This is a genomic window from Pseudomonas arcuscaelestis (assembly GCF_016881005.1).
Taxonomy (GTDB): Bacteria; Pseudomonadota; Gammaproteobacteria; order Pseudomonadales; family Pseudomonadaceae; genus Aquipseudomonas; species Aquipseudomonas arcuscaelestis.
Window position 1 is genome coordinate 73,472 of sequence record NZ_JACOPV010000013.1, and the last position, 17,671, is coordinate 91,142.

Here is a 17,671-nt window from a genome sequence, read left to right on the forward strand (position 1 = left end):
GTCGCTTTACAGACAGAGCACGGTCCTTACGGGGCCCTGCGCTTTATTTGGGAACATACGATGACAGCCGTGATCAACACGCTCAATACCTTCTTCTGGGGGTATGTCCTGATCTATGGCCTGCTTGCCGCAGGTATCTACTTCACTGTCCGCTTGGGCTTTATCCAGTTTCGCCATTTGCCGGAGTTCTTCCGCTCGGTACTGCGTGCGCCGGCCAATGATCCAAGTGGTATCACGCCGTTTCAGGCGTTGTGCACCAGCCTGGCTTCCAGGGTAGGTACCGGTAACCTTGCGGGTGTGGCCGTGGCCATTACCCTGGGCGGGCCGGGTGCGGTGTTCTGGATGTGGGTGGTAGCCTCGTTGGGCATGGCCACCGCCTATGCGGAAAGCACCCTGGCGCAGCTGTATAAAGTGCGCAACAGCAACGGTGAGTATCGCGGTGGTCCGGCGTTCTATATCGCCAAGGGGTTGAATGCCCCTTGGGCTGCGGCGATTTTCTCGGTGTGCCTGATTATCGCGTTCGGCCTGGTATTTGGCGCGGTACAAGCCAACTCCATTGCCGATGCTACCCTCGGCGCCTTTGGGGTTCCCAAACTGACCACCGGTGTAGCGGTGGCGCTGCTGGCGGGCCTGGTGATATTTGGCGGAATCAAGAAAATCGCCCGTATCGCCGAATGGATCGTGCCCTTCATGGCGGGCGCCTACTTGTTGGTAGCGGTGTATGTGATCGTCACCAACCTGGGTGAAGTGCCTGGCGTATTGATGTTGATCGTCAAGAGCGCCTTTGGCCTGGAGTCCGCTGTCGGCGGTGTTGCCGGGGCCATGCTCAACGGTGTCAAACGTGGCTTGTTCTCCAACGAAGCGGGCATGGGCTCGGCGCCGAACATTGCTGCGGTGGCAACGCCCAACCCACACCATCCTTCCTCGCAGGGCTTTGTACAGGCCTTGGGCGTGTTCATCGATACGCTGCTGATCTGTACCGCCACGGCGATCATGATTCTGCTTTCCGGCGTAGTTCCTGGCCCTGAAATGACCGGTACACCGCTCACTCAGGCGGCCATGAACGTACACATCGGCTCTGCCGGGCAGTACTTTATTGCGGTTGCGATTTTCTTCTTTGCCTTCACCTCGATCATCGGTAACTACACCTACGCCGAAAACGCCATGGTCTATCTCAAGTTGAACACTCGCCTGGGCCTGACGGTGTTGCGCTGTGCAGCATTGCTGATGGTGGTGTGGGGCGCCTATGAAAGTGTTGCCACGGTGTTTGATGCTGCCGATGCGGCGATGGGCCTGATGGCGACCATCAACCTGATTGCCATTTGCTTGCTGTCGGGTGTGGTGGTCAAGTTGACGCGTGACTACTTTGCCCAGAAGGCTGTGGGCACGCCGGAGTTCAACGCCAAGGATTACCCAGAACTGTCGGGTAAGATCGATGCAGAAATCTGGGGCGCGGCCAATGGCGCCGAGCAGCCGGTAGAGGCGTTGAAAGATCGCTAACGGTTAAAACACAGCTAAGGGCATCGCGATGATCGGCTTCACCTTTCGCCAGTTGGAGTATTTCGTCGCTGCGGCTGAGCAGGGCAGTGTCAGTGCTGCGGCGCGGACCAAGCATATTTCTCAGCCATCGGTGTCACTGGCGTTGTCGCAGCTGGAGGCCACGCTGGGTGAAAAGCTTTTCCATCGCCAGGTAAGCCGTGGCCTGGAGCTGACGCCAGCGGGGCGCAAGCTGCTTGAGCAGGCGCGAGACATGCTCAGCCTTGCCGCCTCGATCAGCGGCAAGGGCGTAGAGCAGGATGTGGTGCGCGGGTCGTTGAGTCTGATCTGCTTTCAGGACCTTGGCCCCTACTATGCGCCGCGCCTGCTCAGCGGTTTTCGTCAGCGTTATCCGGACGTCACCATAACCTTGCTTGAAGCTGATCTGGCCGAGGTAAACCGTCGCTTAGCCGATGGCAAGGCCGAGCTGGCCCTGACCTACGATGTCGGGCTGGACTCCCCCATCGAGAAACGCGTGCTGGCGCAATTGACGCCCTACGCCTTGCTGCCCGCCGACCATCCACTGGCGTTGCAGGAGCGGGTATCGCTGGTGGATCTGGCCAATGAATGCCTGATCCTCGAAGACATCTCGCGAACCCGTGAGTACTTTCTCTCGCTGTTCTGGGCCCACGACCTGCAACCGGGATCGTTGCAATTGACCCAGACATTTGAAATGCAGCGCGGTCTGGTCGCGCATGGTTATGGCGTGGCGTTGTCGTGCACCCGTCCGGTTGCAGATTGCAGTTACGACGGCCAGCCATTGGCTTGCCGGCCGCTGCTCGAGAGCGTCAGCCCGCAGCCCGTGGTGTTGGCCCAGTCCAGTGCCATGCGCCCTTCATTGGCGGCACAAGCGTTCCTCGACTGGGCCAGCCAGCAGTTTGTGGATTGATCAGCCAGCGGTCGAGTCAGCCAGTGTAGCCACCGGTTGGCGTGCCACGAACAGCCAGTAACCCAGTGACAGCAACGCCAGCCAGCCGATACCCACATACAGCGCCATGCGGGTGTCGGGGAACCAGGCCAGTACGCCGAAGATGAACAACATGAAGACCGCCGCGCAGGCCGGACCCACTGGCCACAGAGGTACGGGGAAACGCAATGCGGCGACTTCCTCGGCGTTCATGCCGCGGCGCATCACCATCTGCGACAGCAGGATCATCAACCACACCCAGACAATCGAGAAAGTGACCACTGCCGCGAGGATCAGGAACAGGTTTTCCGGTGCCAGGTAATTGAGCACCACACCAAGCAAGAGCGCGACGGCCATCACCACCACGGTCATCCACGGCACGCCAAAGCGCGAGAGCTGCGCGAAGCTTGCCGGTGCCTGACCGTTCTGAGCCATGCCATACATCATGCGCCCGGCGCTGAAGATGTCGCTGTTGATCGCCGAAATCGCCGCCGAGATCACCACGATATTGAGCAAGGTGGCTGCAGAGCCAATACCCAGGCCACTGAAAATTTGTACGAACGGGCTGCCTTCGCTGCCGATCCGTGTCCATGGGTAAATCGACATCAGCACGAACAGGGTGAACACGTAAAACAGTAGGATGCGCAGGGGCACCGAGTTGATCGCCTTGGGAATGACCCGTTGTGGGTCCTTGGCTTCGCCGGCGGTAATACCGATCATTTCGACCCCGCCGAAGGCAAACATGACCACTGTGAACGAAGCGATCATGCCGCTGATGCCATTGGGGAAAAAGCCGCCATGGCTCCACAGGTTGCTGATCGTTGCCAGTTGTTCACCGGAACCGCCCAGCTGGATACCAAACATCAGCACTGCTGCCCCGGCAAGGATCATCGAGACAATCGCGGTAACCTTCAGCAGTGACAGCCAGAACTCCATTTCTCCGAAAACCTTCACGCTGCACAGGTTAAGGGCGCCGATGAACAACACGATACCCAGCACCCAGATCCAGCGGGGCGTCTCGGGAAACCAGAAGCTCATGTACACACCGAAGGCGGTGACGTCGGCCAGGCACACCACCAACATCGAAAAGGCATAGCTCCAGCCGGTCAGAAAACCTGGGAAGCGTCCCAGGTATTGACTGGCGTATTGACCGAAGGAGCCGGAAACCGGGTTGCGTACTGCCATCTCGCCCAGGGCGCGCATCATCATGTAGATGGCCGCGCCACCGATCAGGTACGCCAGCAGCACGGAAGGCCCAGCCAGTTTGATCGCCGCCGCTGAGCCATAAAAAAGCCCGGTGCCGATGGCAGAACCGAGCGCCATGAAACGAATGTGGCGGGTACTCAGACCGCGCCGCATAGCGGAGCTGTTTTCGTTCATCCCAGGTAACTCCTCATTGTTCTTATTCTTGGATAGCAAGGCGCCTCAGGACACAGGCAAGGCTATTAACCGGCCAAAGACGGGGGCTGACAACAGCTGCGCCATACAGATTGCCTATAGTGGCGAATAGGTAATCTGTGGTTTACCGTGCGGGCGACGCCACCCAATACTTTTGTCATTACAACAAGAGAGGTGGCCCCCGATGAATGCCGATATCGAACAGTTTCAGCGCGACGGTGCAATCGTGTTACGTGGCGTTTTCCGCGATTGGATAGAGCGCCTGCGGGAAGGGTTCGAGCAGAACCTGGCCGCACCCAGTGCCTTTGCCATCGAGAACGTTGGCAGTGGTGAAGGCGGGCGCTTCTTCGAGGACTACTGCAACTGGCAGCGCATTCCGGCGTTTACGGATTTTGTCTTGAATTCACCGGCAGCGGCGATTGCCGGCGAGCTGATGCAGTCCCAGGCAGTGCAGGTGTTTCATGACCATATCCTGGTCAAGGAACCGGGCACCTCAAAGCCGACACCCTGGCACCAGGACCTGCCGTACTATTGCGTCGATGGCTTGCAGACCGCCAGCTACTGGATTCCCCTCGATCCCGTGACGCGTCACAACACCCTGAGCGTAGTGCTGGGCTCACATCAATGGGCCAAGCCGGTTCGACCCAAAAGTTGGGCCAGCAATAAGGACTTCTATGGCGCCCAGGATGCCGAGACAGGCCAGAGCCTGTTCATGGACATGCCGGATGTGGAAAACGGCGAGTATGAAATCATCTCGCCAGCGCTGGAACCGGGCGACGCGGTGGTGTTCGATTTTCGCACCGTACATGGTGCTGCCGGCAACATTGGCGGCAATCGGCGCCGGGCGTTTTCGACGCGCTTCATGGGGGATGATGTGCGCTATGTACAGCGCCCCGGTCGAACTTCGCCGCCGTTTCCCGGTATCGATCTGCAAAACGGCGATCGCATGCGTGAGGACTGGTTCCCGGTAGTCTGGTCAAAACGTTGAGCTTGATGGCTACAAACGAAGAGCCCCGCAGTGAGCCTGCGGGGCTTTTTACTGTTGCCCAGGTGGTTACTGCTTCACATGGGCGACGATCTCGTCTTTGATCATCAAGCGCTTTTTGCGCAGTTGCGTAATCTGGTCGTCGGAGGCGCTACTACTTTCTGCCCTGACCACTTCACCATCGATGGCATTGTATTTTTCGTGCAGCTCGCTGAGCCTTGCGTCGGTTTTTTTCTTGGCGTCGAACGCGTCCCTGGTCATGTTCAGGTCTGCGAGCAAATCGTGCTTGACCGGCATTTCTTCACCTCTCGGGGTTTGGGGTGGAAGTCATGAACTATCAGGATAGTCGTGTTTGGCGGGTTTCGGGATTGAGGTAGTCTGTTGCAACATTTCTGACTTCAGGACCTGCCCAATGCCTCATCTGCATGTGGAATACAGCAACAACCTGCGTGATCTGGACGTCGATCGCTTACTGCTGCGCCTGAACCACACGCTGGTGGGTAGCGGTCAGTTTGCCGACGAACTGGATATCAAGAGCCGGGCAGTGGCGCTGGCCAGCTACCGAGTGGGTACGGCCTTGAGCGAGCGGGCGTTCGCGCATATCAAGCTTTCGATTCTCAGCGGCCGCTCGCCAGAGGTGAAGCGGCAGCTGTCGGCAGCTTTGCTGGAAGTACTTAAAGAGGCCGTTCCGGCGGTGGCAGGTGTGGATATACAGTTGTGCGTCGAAGTTCTGGATATAGACCGTGATTCTTATGCCAAAACGCACGTGCCTGCTTAATGCGTCAGGCATAACTAATGTGAAAAAATTGTAATAATAAAAAAGGCGCTTATCGACTAAATGTTAGCGTCTTTTTCACAAAAAATTGATCCCGTTGTCTTTAACTTCGCTTGGTCTGAAGGCAGTGCCGTAACGGCACTCATTACCGAACAATAGCTAAGCGAGCGTCAACTTGAAGATCAAACCAATGCGGGCCGAATGGGTCACTCTGCTCGCAAGTCTGTACCTGCTTGTCGCCTTTAATTCGGTGCTCTGGCAGTACCTTTACAGTGTCATTGAACCCGGTGTTTCCGGTGTGTTCCTGCGTCTGGCCTTCGCTGTGCTGATCTTCTGTGCGTTCAATTTGCTGTTGACCTTTGCGGCTTTTAAATGGGTATTTAAGCCGGTATTGATTACCTTGCTTTTCGTTGGCGCTGGCGCGGCGTATTTCATGAATCAGTACGGTATCCTGATTGATGTTGGTATGCTGCGCAATACCATGGAGACCAATGTTACGGAAGTGCGCGATCTGCTGTCGGTCAAGCTTGGTTTGTATATATTGTTGTTGGCAGTTGTGCCGGCTTTGCTGTTGTATACGACACCGATCAATTATCGCGTGTGGTATCGCGAGTTATTCGCAAAGTGTATTTCCAGCCTGGCGTGTATTGCCTTGCTCGGTATGGTGGCGCTGCTCAACTACCAAGGCCTGGCCTCACTGTTTCGCAACCACCATGAGATTCGCTTGATGGTTGTGCCGAGCAATGTGGTTGGTGCTTCCATGGGCTATGTAAAGGAGCGTATCGGCTCTGCGGCCAAGCCCTTTGCCAAGATCGGCGAAGACGCCAAGCGTGACCCGTTGTGGAAGCATGAGCGCAAGTCTCTGACGGTGCTGGTGGTCGGTGAAAGTGCCCGGGCGCAGAACTTCGCGTTGCTTGGCTATGACCGTGACACCACACCGCAATTGAGCACAGAGGCCGGGCTGATCGCCTTCAGCGATGTTCACTCCTGTGGAACCGAGACGGCGGTGTCAGTGCCCTGCATGTTCTCCGGGCTGACCCGCCAGGACTATCAGGCCAGCAAGGCCAAGAACCAGGAAGGGTTGCTCGATGTGCTGCAACGCGCGGGCTTGAGTGTTCTCTGGCGTGACAATCAGTCCGGCTGCAAAGGTACCTGTGACCGTGTCCAGTTCGACGATGTGAGTAATGCCAAGGACCCAGCGCTGTGCACCAATAGTGAATGTCACGACGAGATCCTGTTACAAGGCCTGGCATCGATGATCGACAACTTGCAGCAGGACACCGTATTGGTATTGCATCAGATGGGCAGTCATGGCCCGGAATATTTCAAGCGTTATCCCATGCAATATGAGCGTTTTACCCCGGTCTGCCCGAGCAACGCGTTAAACCAGTGCAGTGAACAGAGCATTATCAATGCCTATGACAACACCCTGGTGTACACCGACCATGTATTGGCATCGCTGATCGACATCTTGCGCAGCAAGCAAGACACGGTCGACACCGCCATGCTTTATTTGTCCGACCACGGCGAGTCACTGGGTGAGTACAACCTGTTCTTGCATGGCACCCCTTATGTGCTGGCGCCGGAGCAGCAAAAGCATGTGCCGATGCTGGCCTGGTTTTCCGACAGCTATCGCAAGGACTATGACGTCGATACCAACTGCTTGAACAAGATGCGTGACGAGCCGCTGAGCCAGGACAACCTGTTTCACTCGATGCTTGGCCTGTTGCAAGTACGTACCACCCTCTATGACCCGCAACTGGATATGTTTGCCAGCTGCCGGCCGACGCTCGCACAGCACTAAAACAACGCTCGGGCCAGGCAGGGATAGCGGTCGAGCGGTCTCCCGGCAATGGCCTGCGCCGTATATACTGCGCGCCATTGTTTGTGGGAGAGCCTTGTGGCCATCGAAATACACTGGATTTGCGACGACGCCAGCCTGGCCGAACATTGCCAGCAGTGGCGCAAGCTACCCTTCGTGGCAGTCGACACCGAGTTCATGCGGGTCGATACCTTTTATCCGATTGCCGGGTTGATCCAGGTCGGCGACGGGGCGCGTGCCTTTTTGATCGATCCGTTGCGGGTCAACGACTGGCAGCCGCTGGCCCAATTGCTTGAAGACACTCAAGTCATCAAGGTTCTGCATGCCTGCAGCGAAGATCTTGAAGTGCTTTCGCGCCTGACCGGCAGCCTGCCGGCACCGCTGTTTGATACCCAATTGGCTGCGGGTTACCTGAACCTGGGCTTTTCCATGGGCTACTCGCGTCTGGTCCAGGAAGTCCTTGGCATAGAGCTGCCCAAGGGCGAAACCCGCTCTGACTGGTTGCAGCGTCCGTTGTCGGAAACCCAGGTCAGCTACGCCGCAGAAGATGCGGTGCACCTGGCCGAGCTTTACGAGCGCCTGCGTCCGCAGCTGTCGGATGAGAAAAACGCCTGGGTGCTCGAAGACGGTGCCGAACTGGTGGCGCAGCTACGTCGGGAAATCGACCCCAACGAGCTGTACCGCGACGCCAAACTTGCCTGGAAGCTGTCCCGTGCACAGCTGGCCGTATTGCGTGAACTGTGTGCCTGGCGCGAGCGTGAAGCGCGGGCCCGCGATCTGCCGCGTAACCGCATTCTGCGTGAAAACGCTTTGTGGCCGATGGCCAAAACCCAGCCCGACTCATTGTCGGCACTGGCGAAAATCGAAGACATGCACCCGCGTACCATCCGTCAGGATGGCGAGTTTCTGCTCGACCTGATTAAAAAAGCTGCAAGCCTGCCCCCCGAGCAATGGCCACCGGCGGTGCCCGAGCCACTGCCGATCGAGGCTTCGGCGTTGCTCAAGAAGCTACGTGCCATTGGCCAGGCCGAGGGTGAACGCCTGAACATCGCGCCGGAACTGATGCTGCGCAAGAAAATCCTCGAGTTGCTGCTCAAGAGCGGCTACCCCTCAGGTCCTTATCAACTTCCCGATTCGCTGCGCGGCTGGCGCCGTGAGCGGATGGGGCAAGCGCTGCTCGACTGTCTGGCCAGCGCTGGAGATCCGCAATGAAACGTATCTGCTCTATCTACAAGAGCCCACGCAAGAACGAAATGTACCTCTATTTGCTCAAGGCCGACGGCCTGGAGCGCGTTCCAGAAGCTTTGTTGCCGTTCTTTGGCAAGCCGGTGCATGCCTTCGACCTGGTACTCACCCCAGAGCGCCAATTGGCTCGCGAAGACATCACCAAGGTTCTGGAGAACCTGGAGCAGCAGGGGTACCACCTGCAGATGCCGCCAGTCGAAGATGAGTACATCGAGCACCTGCCCGAAGAGTTGTTGCGTCGCAACGACCCGATTTGAGCCCAGCCGCTGTGATGCCGCCAAGCTATCGGGCCTGGCGGCCTTCGTTGTTTCTGCCAAGGTTGTAAAACATGCGTGTTTTGATCGCTGAACAGGATCATGCCCTTTACGCTCGCCTGCTGCGCGAAGCGGCACCGGCGCTTGAGGTCTTGACCAGTGGCAACTCGGCCGAATTGGCCGATTATGCCGCTCAATGCCCGGTATGGCTGGGGCAGCCGGATCTGCTGGCTACCCTGTTGCGCCAGGGCCACCAGCCGCAATGGCTGCAGTCGACCTGGGCCGGAATCACGCCGCTGCTGGCTGAGGGTCTGCAACGTGAGTACCGCCTGACCCGTGCAGTCGGCATCTTTGGCCAGGTGATGGCCGAATACGTCCTGACCTACATGCTCGGCCATGAGCGGGAAGTATTGGCGCGGCTGGTCAGTCAGGTCGAACGTAAATGGGATGATCGACCTGGGCGCAGCCTGGAAGGGCGCCGGGTGCTGATCGTGGGTACAGGCGACATCGGGCAGCGGGTGGCCGAGTTCCTCCTGCCATTTGGCGTCAAACTCTATGGTATCGCCAGCCAGGCCAGAGAGCAGGCACCGTTCCTTGAAGTGGCAGCCATGAGTGAGCTGGGGCGCCTGGTCGGCGAGGTCGATTACGTCGTCAACCTGTTGCCCGACACCCCGGCTACCCATGACCTGTACAACGCCGAGCTATTTGCACGCTTCAACCCCGAGGCGTTATTCATCAATGCTGGACGTGGCGTGGCAGTGGTCGATGGAGACCTTGTCGATGCCTTGAAGCTTGGCCATCTGGCCGGCGCAGTGATCGATGTTTGCCGCCAGGAACCGCTGCCGGCCCGTCATCCGTTCTGGACTGCCTGGGGGCTGCTGCTGACTGGCCACAGCTCGGCACCGACCTCGCCAACGGCGATGGTGCGTTTGTTTGTCGAGAACCTTCGGGCGTATCAGGCGGGTGAGGTGTTGCGCGGGGAAGTGGATTTTGTCCGCGGCTACTGACCGCATCGCGGGGTAAGGCCACTCCCACAGCAGTGTTGCTAAAACCTGTGGGAGCGGGCTTGCCCCGCGCTAACCTTACAAGCTGAAATCACCCTCAGCCGCCAGTTCGCTCAGCGGCCGACGCGGGCTAGGCATTTCACGGGCCTGCAGGGCCTCAGCCAGGCTGGCCTTGTCGCCCAGCTTGCCGATCGCCACGGCAGCGTGCAGGGCATAGCCTTCAGGGATTTTCAGTTCCTTGCGGGTCAGTTCCTGGTCAAAACCGGCCATGCCGTGGGTGTGCCAACCACTGATGCTGGCCTGGAGTGCTAGATGACCCCAGGCGGAGCCGGTATCGAAGGTGTGCCACAGCGCTGGAGTTTCTTCGCTGGCGCCGGGAGCCGTGAAGGTGGTCTTGGACATCACGATCACCAAGGCCGAGGCATGTTGTGCCCAACTGCGATTGAACGGGTTGAGCAGGCTCAGGTAGCGCTCCCAGTTTGGCGTGTCGCGACGGGCATAGAGAAAGCGCCAGGGCTGCGAGTTATAGGCCGAAGGCGCCCAGCGTGCAGCCTCAAGGAAGCTCAGTAGGGTGGCTTCGCTGATCGGTTCGCCCGTGAAGGCGCGTGGCGACCAGCGCTTGATGAACTGATCGTCGATGGCATGTTCGGCAACACGAGGGTTGGCACTCATTGAAAGTTCCTGAAAGTGAGGAAAAGGTGGGGAGCAACTGCCGGCCAAACTACTGTGTCGAACCAACCCTGACAAGCGGTCTGGTGTTGACGCAAGACACGCCCTAGACTGGCGCCGCCGTACTGCGACGCCTCTATTGAAACAGGACACCCGTTACATGAATGCCAGCGCCGAATCCTTCTGGAAGCGTAAAACCCTTGAACAGCTCGACCGCCAGGAATGGGAGTCGCTGTGTGATGGCTGTGGCCTGTGCTGTTTGCAAAAGCTTGAAGATGAGGACGACAGTAGCGTCTATTACACGCGTATCGCCTGCAAACTGCTGGATCTGCAATCCTGTCAGTGCAGCGATTATCCGAACCGGCTCAAGCTGGTGCCCGATTGCATTCAACTGACGCCGGGCAAGGCCGACCAGTTCAAATGGTTGCCGACCACCTGTGGTTATCGGCTGATCAGCGAAGGCAAGGACCTGCCAAGCTGGCATCACCTGGTTTGTGGTGATCGTGACCAGGTGCATAAACAACGTATTTCCCAGTCCGGACGCATGCTGAGCGAAAACAGCGTGGACGAGGACGACTGGGAAGATTATCTGATTTTCCGCGCCGGCTGAGCCGCCCAGGCTTAGCGGGTATCGCGTCAGTGGAACAAGGAGTTTCGGTATGCGGGTGCGTTGCCATTGGCTATTGGTACTGACGGTACTTGCCAGTTCGCCAGCCTGGGCGAAGAAGGTCAATCTCGATTATCACGTTCGATTGCTCCCTCAAAGCGAGCAGGCCGAAGTGCGCCTGACCCTGGGTGACGGTGAGGCAGTGCGCAGCCTGGATTTCGATTTGGGCAAGGAGGGCGCCTACAGCGACTTCAAGGCCGACGGCCAGTGGTTGATGCAAGGTGATGGCTTGCGCGGGAAATGGCAGCCGTCAGCCGGCAAGAGCGAGCTGACCTACCGCGTGCGTCTGGCGCATCACCTCGGTAATGGCAACTACGAATCACGCATGACGGCCGACTGGGCGCTGTTTCGTGGCGACGATCTGGTCCCGCCGGCACGGCTCGACCAGCAGGACGGCACCGAACTGGTGTCGCGTCTGAGCTTTGACTTGCCTACTGGCTGGAGAAGTGTCGAGACGCCATGGCCACGCATCGGCAAGCAGCGTTTTCGCATCGACAATGTTTCACGTCTGTTTGATCGCCCCACCGGCTGGATGATCGCCGGCAAGGTCGGCACGCGGCGTGCGCGTCTTGGCGAAACCGAAGTCAGTGTGGCCGCTCCCCAGGGCCAGGGCATGCGACGCCTGGATAACCTCACCCTGCTGACGTTTGTGTGGCCACAACTAACGGCAGTGTTCCCGCGCAACCCGCCAAAATTGTTGCTGGTCGGTGCACGCGATCAGCTTTGGCGCGGTACACGTGCCGGGCACAACTCGATCTACCTGCACAGCAGTCGGCCACTGGTCAACGAAAACGGCTCAAGCCCATTGTTGCGCGAAGTGGTGCATGTGTTCGCGCAGATCAACGACCGCCAGGGCAGTGACTGGATTGGTGAAAGTATCAATGAGTATTACGCCATTGAGTTGCTGCGTCGGGCGGGCGGTATCGCCGACGATCGTTACCAGGCCCTGCAAGGTGGCCTGGAGCGGCGCAGCGCCAAGGTCACCAGCCTCAAAGGCGATCAGGTGGACGGTGCAGTGACTGCGCGCGGGGTGCTGCTGTTGCAGGCACTGGACCGGGAAATCCGCGTACACACCCACAATCAGCGCTCGCTGGATGACGTCGCGCGGGCGCTGATGCGTTTAAACAGTGTCAGCACCCAAGAGTTCATTCACCTTAGCGAAAGCGTGCTGGGGCGTGAATCCGAGGTGCTGTCGAGCAAGCTGTTGCGTTAGCTTTTCGGGTTTTTCAATGAATCGTTGCCGGTGACCGTGGCGCTGTGGGTCGCCGCTTCGGCACTGGCTTTTAGGGCTTCAAGCTCGGCGCCGCTGCGTTCGATCTTTGCGCGGATGTTGTCGAGGTCATTGCGGCCGCGCTCCAGCAGGCTCTTGACCGAACTGTGGCCGGTAATGCCACGCGCCAAGGCCACGCCGCCGATCGCCATTTGAATCAAGCCGAACAACCCGCCGCGGCGCAACCCCTTGCCAACCATCACGACACCGCCGGCCACGGAGCCTGCGCGCTCCCAGCCAGTCACGTTGGATGCGGGTTTGTCTTGCAGGACACGGATCGGCGTCTTGTTATCGGACATGGTCATTCTCCAGTGGGGGCGATGATAATCAAATGACCATCGCAGGCGCCGGGCTGTTCATTCGAATTACTTGAATTTTGGTCCGGAACGGGTGTTCAGGCCCTTGGCGAGCCGGTCGTACAACACCACATTGACCGTGGCGGCGAGGTTCATGCAGCCATTGGTCGGGATGTAGATGGTTTCTTCGCACCAGGCACGAACACTCGGATCGAGCGAGCCGTCCTCCGGGCCGAAAATATAGATCGCCCGGTCCGGGTGGGTGTATTCGGGTAGTGGGCGAGCCCCTTCGATCAGCTCGACCGCCACGGGTGTACAGCCCAGGGGAATGATTTTTTGCAAATCGTCGATGCCGATCAACGGGATGTCGTAGTGCACACGCTTGGTGTCGGTGACGAAATCTCGGGCACGCTCGTAGCGTTTACCGGTGTAGAACACCGAGTTGACGCCGTAGCAACCCGCTGCGCGCATCACCGAACCGACGTTCTCTGCTGACTTGGGGTTGAACAGACCAATGCAGCTGTACCGTTTGTTCGCCACGTGCCGGGGCCCTTCGCAAAAAAGAACGCGATTATACGGGCTTGCCGGCAATGTAGGGGGGCGGTTCAGTCTTTTTTCAGCAGGCCGGCCAGTCCCGCGAACGGGTTATGAGTGGCTTTGGCGATGCTTGGGCTGCTGGTAGAGCCTTCGCTGAAGTATTGCTGGTCGGTGTAGCGCGAATGCTCGTTGTCGTGGCAGTACAGGCACAGCAGTTCCCAGTTGGAACCGTCCTGTGGGTTATTGTCGTGGTTGTGGTCACGATGGTGCACGGTCAGTTCGCTCAGGCGCTTGCCGGCGAACTCGCGGGCGCAACGGCCGCAGACGTGCGGGTACATTCTCAGGGCTTTGTCGCGATAGCCCATTTCCTTGTCGCGCTTGGCGTCGGCAAGGATGCGGTCGAGCCGTGCGGTTGCAGCGGCGGAGGATGGCGAACTCATGGGATTACCTTTTCTCGGGCTTGTTACGGTTATGCCTTGAAGTTTAGCGTGTGCACGGGGGATTCGGACAGGCAAACCGCTTCGCTTGGGAGTAGCCTGTAAGAAGTTGCTACGAGGAGTCTGCGCATGCGCTTTTTGACCATCGCTGTCCTGTTCTTTGCCAGCCTGCAACTCGCAACGGCGGCCGAGTTGCAACCGCGACCGATAGCACCGGTACCTGGCGCGCCGGGAACGCCGACGCCAACACCCTACCCGCAGATCACCCCAAGCGCGGTACCCAGGGCAGGAGATGCACGGCCGGGCGCGCCGCTGCTACCGGCTATCAAAGTGCCTGTTCCACCCAGGGACCAGCCGTTGCCAGGCCTGACGCCCCAGGACAGCAAGGCCAAGGGAAAGTCGGACTAGCGCAGCCCGGCAAGGCTGCGCCAGCCCCTGGGGTCACACCAGGCCCAGGACCTTGAAGACAAAAGCGTATTCCAGCGCCACATCGCGCAGCCCCTGATAACGCCCGCTCATGCCGCCGTGACCGGCGTCCATTTCGGTCTTGAGCAGCAACAGATTGTTGTCTGTCTTGGTGACGCGCAACTTGGCCACCCACTTGGCCGCTTCCCAGTACTGCACGCGGCTGTCGTTGTAGCCCGCCACCACCAGCAGGGCAGGGTAGGCCTGGGCCTTGACGTTCTCGTAGGGCGCGTAGGCCTTGATGCGTTCGTACACGTCGGGCTCTTCAGGATTGCCCCATTCGTCGTACTCGGTGATGGTCAGCGGTAGCTCGGGGTCGAGCATGGTGTTGAGCACGTCGACAAACGGTACTTCGGCGATTGCCGCCTTGAACAGCTCCGGGCGTTGATTGAGCACTGCGCCAATCAGCAGGCCGCCAGCGCTGCCGCCACTGACGGCGAGTTGGTCGGCGCGGGTAACGCCTTGGCTAATCAGGTGTTCAGCACAGGCGATGAAATCGCTGAAGGTATTGTGCTTGTGTTCCTGCTTACCAGCCCGATACCAGGCTTCACCCAGCTCACCGCCGCCGCGTACATGGGCAATGGCAAAGGCTACGCCGCGGTCGAGCAGGCTCAGGCGGGCGTGGGAAAACCACGGGTCAAGGCTTTCGCCGTAGGCGCCATAGCCATACAGGTACAGGGGCACGGGCTTGCCCACGTCACTGCGGCGCTGCACCAGGCTGATCGGCACTTGGGTGCCGTCAGCGGCGGTCGCCCAGAGGCGTTGGCTGACGTAGGCATCGGCGTCGAAGGGGCCCAGTACCGGGGTTTCCTTGAGTACCACCTGAGCACCCGTGGCCAGCTCCAGTTGACGTACCTGGGCCGGGCGGTTCAGGGCCTGATAGCGCAGGCGGATACGCGAGCTGGCAAACTCCAGAGTGTCCTGCACGTACAGGCTATAGGCGGCATCGGGTAACTCCACCCGATAATGCGCCAGCCCTTGCGGGTGCACCTCGATAATCGGCAAGCCGCCTTCGCGCAAGCTCAGGGTCAGGGCGCTGGCGTTCAGGCTCAGGCCTTCGAGCATTACCGTGTCGCGGTGCGCTACCAGCCGTTGCCACTGATCGCGGACAGGCACTTGATCGCTCGCAGCCTGGTACAGGGCGAAGTTGATGCCGTCCTGGTTGGTGCGAATAAACCAGCGCCACTGGCCCTCGAATTGACCGTGGTCGGGGAAGTATTCGTGACCTTCGACCCGTGGTGCCAGGCAGGTAAAGGCATCTTCCGGCCGTTCGGCGTCCAGCACCCAGGCTTCACTGGTGGTCTTGCTGTTGAGCAGCAGGATCAACTGGCGTTCGGAGCTGGCCCGGTAGCAGTGCAGGAAGAAGCGTCCGTCATCTTCTTCGTACACCACCTGACAGCCTTCACGCCCAAGACGATGACGCAGCAGTTTATGCGGGCGGTGGGTGTCGTCCAATTCGGCAAAGAACAGCGTCTGGCTGTCGTTGGCCCAGGTCATGCTGCCGTCGCAGTCATCGAACGGCAGTTGCTCGATAGTGCCGCTGAGCAGGTCCTTGACATACAGGGTGTAGATTTCATCACCCGTGGTATCGAGGCTGTAGGCCAGGCGCTGGTGATCGGGGCTGACATTGAAGGCGCCAAGGGTCAGAAACCCGCCATTGGCCAGTTGGTTGGGGTCCAGTAGCAGTTCTTCGTGGTTTTCATCGACCGTGTTGGAGTCATCGGCCGGACGCGGGCAACGGTAATGACGTGGGTACTCTTCGCCGGCAGTGGTGCGGCTGTAGTAAAGCCAGGGGCCCCAGGGCGAAGGCAGCGACAGGTCGGTTTCCAGGATCCGGCCTTTGATTTCTTCGAACAGCTGTTCGCGCAGGGGGGCTTGGTCGGCCAGTTGAGCTTGCTGGTAGGCGTTCTCGGCGTTCAAGTAGTCGATGACTTCTGCGCTGTCGCGTTCCTGAAGCCAGGCGTACGGATCAGCGCCTTCGGCCTTGCGGGCAATCGGGGCGTGGGGAGCTGTGGCGTCTGCGGACATGCGGGGATCTCTTGGCTGGGGGGCGCCTGCGCGCTGAAATGTGTTTATCATAAGCGTCTATTTGCCTAGCTTGCCACGGACACTATGACCGAGAACGACTATCTGCTCGCCTGGGGCCTTTACGCCCTGGCCGCCCTGGGTTGCCTGGCGGTGGGCTTTCGCCTAACCCGCTGGATGTGGCGTTGGCTGCGCGAACCCCTGCGGGTATTGATGGCAGTGCTGCTGCTGACCCCGACCATCATTGACCCGGTCAAAGAAAAATTTGCCCCGGCCATTGCCATCACTGCCCTCGACTTGCTGTTCAAGGTCGGCAACAACGTCTTGCGCGCCGCGGCTGACCTTGCCATGTACGGCATGATCGCTTTCGCGCTGTACGGGGTATTCGTGGTGGTGCGTTGGCCGCTGGAAAAACGCGCCAAAGCCCGACGTGAGCAAGCTGAAGCGGCAGCCAAGCGCGATGCCGAGGACGCTGGGCCCGGTGAGGCATTCGCCGCCGACAACCGCGACCGTTATCGCACTCCGCCCGAAGCACCACTGGGCGGCAATCGTTCGCGGGTTGAGCCGCGCTTGTAGGATTTGCCCCGGAGCAGCCAAGCATGTGTGAACTATTGGGCATGAGCGCCAATGTGCCGACCGATATTGTTTTCAGCTTTACCGGGCTGATGCAGCGCGGTGGCCGCACCGGTCCACATCGCGACGGTTGGGGCATCGGCTTCTACGAAGGCCGTGGCCTGCGCCTGTTCCAGGACCCGGCGGCAAGCTGCGAGTCGGAAGTGGCCAATCTGGTCCAGCGTTATCCGATCAAGAGCGAGGTGGTGATTGGCCACATTCGCCAGGCCAATGTCGGCAAGGTGTGCCTGTCCAATACCCACCCCTTTGTGCGTGAGCTATGGGGGCGCAATTGGTGCTTTGCCCATAACGGCCAGTTGGGTCAGTTTCAGGGCTCGACCAGCTTCTACCGACCGATTGGCGATACCGACAGCGAAGCGGCGTTCTGCGACTTGCTCAACCGCATCCGCGAAGCCTTCCCGGAACCGGTCGAGGTCGAAATGCTTCTGCCGGTGCTGGTCCAAGCCTGCGCCGAATACCGTGGCAAGGGTGTGTTCAATTGCCTGCTCAGTGATGGCGACTGGCTGTTTTGCTTTTGCTCGACCAAGCTTGTGCATATCACCCGACGCGCCCCGTTCGGGCCGGCGCGGCTCAAGGACGTCGACATGATTGTCGACTTCCAGGCCGAAACCACCCCCAATGACGTGGTAACGGTGATTGCTACCGAGGCGTTGACCGAGAACGAGACCTGGCAGCGCTATGAACCCGGTCAATGGGCATTGTGGCGCCAAGGCGAGTGCCTGGCCCAGGGACAACGCTAAGGAATA

20 protein-coding genes are annotated in these 17,671 nt (G+C 59.3%); 13 read left to right on the forward strand and 7 right to left on the reverse strand.

Annotation, left to right across the window (positions count from 1 at the left end; all coding sequences use genetic code 11):
- Positions 1–60: 60 nt before the first annotated feature.
- Positions 61–1,500: an alanine/glycine:cation symporter family protein gene (locus H8F21_RS20105; RefSeq protein ID WP_203475891.1), complete on the forward strand. Its 1,440-nt coding sequence runs from the start codon at positions 61–63 to the stop codon at positions 1,498–1,500.
- 28 nt (positions 1,501–1,528) lie between these two features.
- Positions 1,529–2,425 carry a LysR substrate-binding domain-containing protein gene (locus tag H8F21_RS20110; protein ID WP_203585196.1) on the forward strand — a complete coding sequence of 299 codons (897 nt, stop codon included), beginning with the start codon at positions 1,529–1,531 and terminating at the stop codon, positions 2,423–2,425.
- On the opposite strand, the gene H8F21_RS20115 is transcribed toward H8F21_RS20110, so the two are convergent.
- A complete protein-coding gene (locus tag H8F21_RS20115) occupies positions 2,426–3,823 on the reverse strand; it encodes an amino acid permease (RefSeq protein WP_203475889.1) in 1,398 nt (465 codons plus the stop codon).
- Between the two features lie 202 nt (positions 3,824–4,025).
- Here H8F21_RS20115 and H8F21_RS20120 point away from each other — a divergent pair, with 202 nt between their 5' ends.
- A complete protein-coding gene (locus tag H8F21_RS20120; RefSeq protein WP_203541977.1) occupies positions 4,026–4,829 on the forward strand; it encodes a phytanoyl-CoA dioxygenase family protein in 804 nt (267 codons plus the stop codon).
- 66 nt (positions 4,830–4,895) lie between these two features.
- Here the strand turns inward: H8F21_RS20120 and H8F21_RS20125 are convergent, their stop codons facing one another.
- Complete coding sequence (locus H8F21_RS20125; RefSeq protein ID WP_203475887.1) at positions 4,896–5,123, reverse strand: YdcH family protein; 228 nt, start codon at positions 5,121–5,123, stop codon at positions 4,896–4,898.
- 115 nt (positions 5,124–5,238) lie between these two features.
- Between H8F21_RS20125 and H8F21_RS20130 the strand changes: the two genes are divergently transcribed.
- The 5 genes from H8F21_RS20130 to H8F21_RS20150 all read left to right on the forward strand — a co-directional run bounded on the left by H8F21_RS20130 (position 5,239) and on the right by H8F21_RS20150 (position 9,929).
- Positions 5,239–5,604, forward strand: a complete 366-nt coding sequence (locus H8F21_RS20130) for a 5-carboxymethyl-2-hydroxymuconate Delta-isomerase (protein ID WP_203541976.1) — start codon at positions 5,239–5,241, stop codon at positions 5,602–5,604.
- A gap of 187 nt (positions 5,605–5,791) precedes the next feature.
- A complete protein-coding gene (locus tag H8F21_RS20135) occupies positions 5,792–7,405 on the forward strand; it encodes a phosphoethanolamine transferase (protein ID WP_203585229.1) in 1,614 nt (537 codons plus the stop codon).
- Positions 7,406–7,501: 96 nt separating this feature from the next.
- Positions 7,502–8,635 carry a ribonuclease D gene (gene rnd, locus H8F21_RS20140; protein WP_203475885.1) on the forward strand — a complete coding sequence of 378 codons (1,134 nt, stop codon included), beginning with the start codon at positions 7,502–7,504 and terminating at the stop codon, positions 8,633–8,635.
- Entirely contained in the window at positions 8,632–8,925 is a 294-nt protein-coding gene (locus tag H8F21_RS20145; protein ID WP_136477706.1) for a YcgL domain-containing protein, read from the forward strand. The genes rnd and H8F21_RS20145 overlap by 4 nt, the downstream gene beginning before the upstream one ends.
- Positions 8,926–8,996: 71 nt before the next feature.
- The gene (locus H8F21_RS20150; RefSeq protein ID WP_203585197.1) at positions 8,997–9,929 is read left to right on the forward strand and encodes a D-2-hydroxyacid dehydrogenase; all 933 of its coding nucleotides are present in this window, start codon (positions 8,997–8,999) and stop codon (positions 9,927–9,929) included.
- 75 nt (positions 9,930–10,004) lie between these two features.
- Here the strand turns inward: H8F21_RS20150 and H8F21_RS20155 are convergent, their stop codons facing one another.
- Positions 10,005–10,598, reverse strand: a complete 594-nt coding sequence (locus H8F21_RS20155; protein ID WP_203585198.1) for a nitroreductase family protein — start codon at positions 10,596–10,598, stop codon at positions 10,005–10,007.
- A gap of 157 nt (positions 10,599–10,755) precedes the next feature.
- On the opposite strand from H8F21_RS20155, the gene H8F21_RS20160 reads away from it, so the two are divergent.
- Both H8F21_RS20160 and H8F21_RS20165 read left to right on the forward strand, forming a co-directional pair.
- Positions 10,756–11,205, forward strand: coding sequence for a YcgN family cysteine cluster protein (locus H8F21_RS20160; protein ID WP_136477703.1), 450 nt, complete (start codon positions 10,756–10,758; stop codon positions 11,203–11,205).
- 55 nt (positions 11,206–11,260) lie between these two features.
- Positions 11,261–12,475 carry a hypothetical protein gene (locus tag H8F21_RS20165; RefSeq protein WP_203476429.1) on the forward strand — a complete coding sequence of 405 codons (1,215 nt, stop codon included), beginning with the start codon at positions 11,261–11,263 and terminating at the stop codon, positions 12,473–12,475.
- On the opposite strand, the gene H8F21_RS20170 is transcribed toward H8F21_RS20165, so the two are convergent.
- The 3 genes from H8F21_RS20170 to H8F21_RS20180 all read right to left on the reverse strand — a co-directional run bounded on the left by H8F21_RS20170 (position 12,472) and on the right by H8F21_RS20180 (position 13,805).
- Positions 12,472–12,831, reverse strand: a complete 360-nt coding sequence (locus tag H8F21_RS20170) for a YgaP family membrane protein (RefSeq protein WP_203475882.1) — start codon at positions 12,829–12,831, stop codon at positions 12,472–12,474. The genes H8F21_RS20165 and H8F21_RS20170 overlap by 4 nt on opposite strands.
- A 66-nt stretch (positions 12,832–12,897) precedes the next feature.
- Entirely contained in the window at positions 12,898–13,368 is a 471-nt protein-coding gene (locus H8F21_RS20175) for an RNA methyltransferase (protein ID WP_136477701.1), read from the reverse strand.
- Between the two features lie 65 nt (positions 13,369–13,433).
- A complete protein-coding gene (locus H8F21_RS20180) occupies positions 13,434–13,805 on the reverse strand; it encodes a YajD family HNH nuclease (protein ID WP_136477700.1) in 372 nt (123 codons plus the stop codon).
- Between the two features lie 126 nt (positions 13,806–13,931).
- On the opposite strand from H8F21_RS20180, the gene H8F21_RS20185 reads away from it, so the two are divergent.
- The gene (locus H8F21_RS20185) at positions 13,932–14,210 is read left to right on the forward strand and encodes a hypothetical protein (protein WP_136477699.1); all 279 of its coding nucleotides are present in this window, start codon (positions 13,932–13,934) and stop codon (positions 14,208–14,210) included.
- A 33-nt stretch (positions 14,211–14,243) separates the two neighbouring features.
- On the opposite strand, the gene H8F21_RS20190 is transcribed toward H8F21_RS20185, so the two are convergent.
- Positions 14,244–16,295, reverse strand: a complete 2,052-nt coding sequence (locus tag H8F21_RS20190) for a S9 family peptidase (RefSeq protein ID WP_203585199.1) — start codon at positions 16,293–16,295, stop codon at positions 14,244–14,246.
- A gap of 84 nt (positions 16,296–16,379) precedes the next feature.
- On the opposite strand from H8F21_RS20190, the gene H8F21_RS20195 reads away from it, so the two are divergent.
- On the forward strand, positions 16,380–16,868 hold the full coding sequence (locus H8F21_RS20195) for an MFS transporter (protein ID WP_203585200.1): 489 nt from the start codon (positions 16,380–16,382) through the stop codon (positions 16,866–16,868).
- A 23-nt stretch (positions 16,869–16,891) separates the two neighbouring features.
- The gene (locus H8F21_RS20200) at positions 16,892–17,665 is read left to right on the forward strand and encodes a class II glutamine amidotransferase (protein ID WP_203475879.1); all 774 of its coding nucleotides are present in this window, start codon (positions 16,892–16,894) and stop codon (positions 17,663–17,665) included.
- Positions 17,666–17,671: the final 6 nt, after the last annotated feature.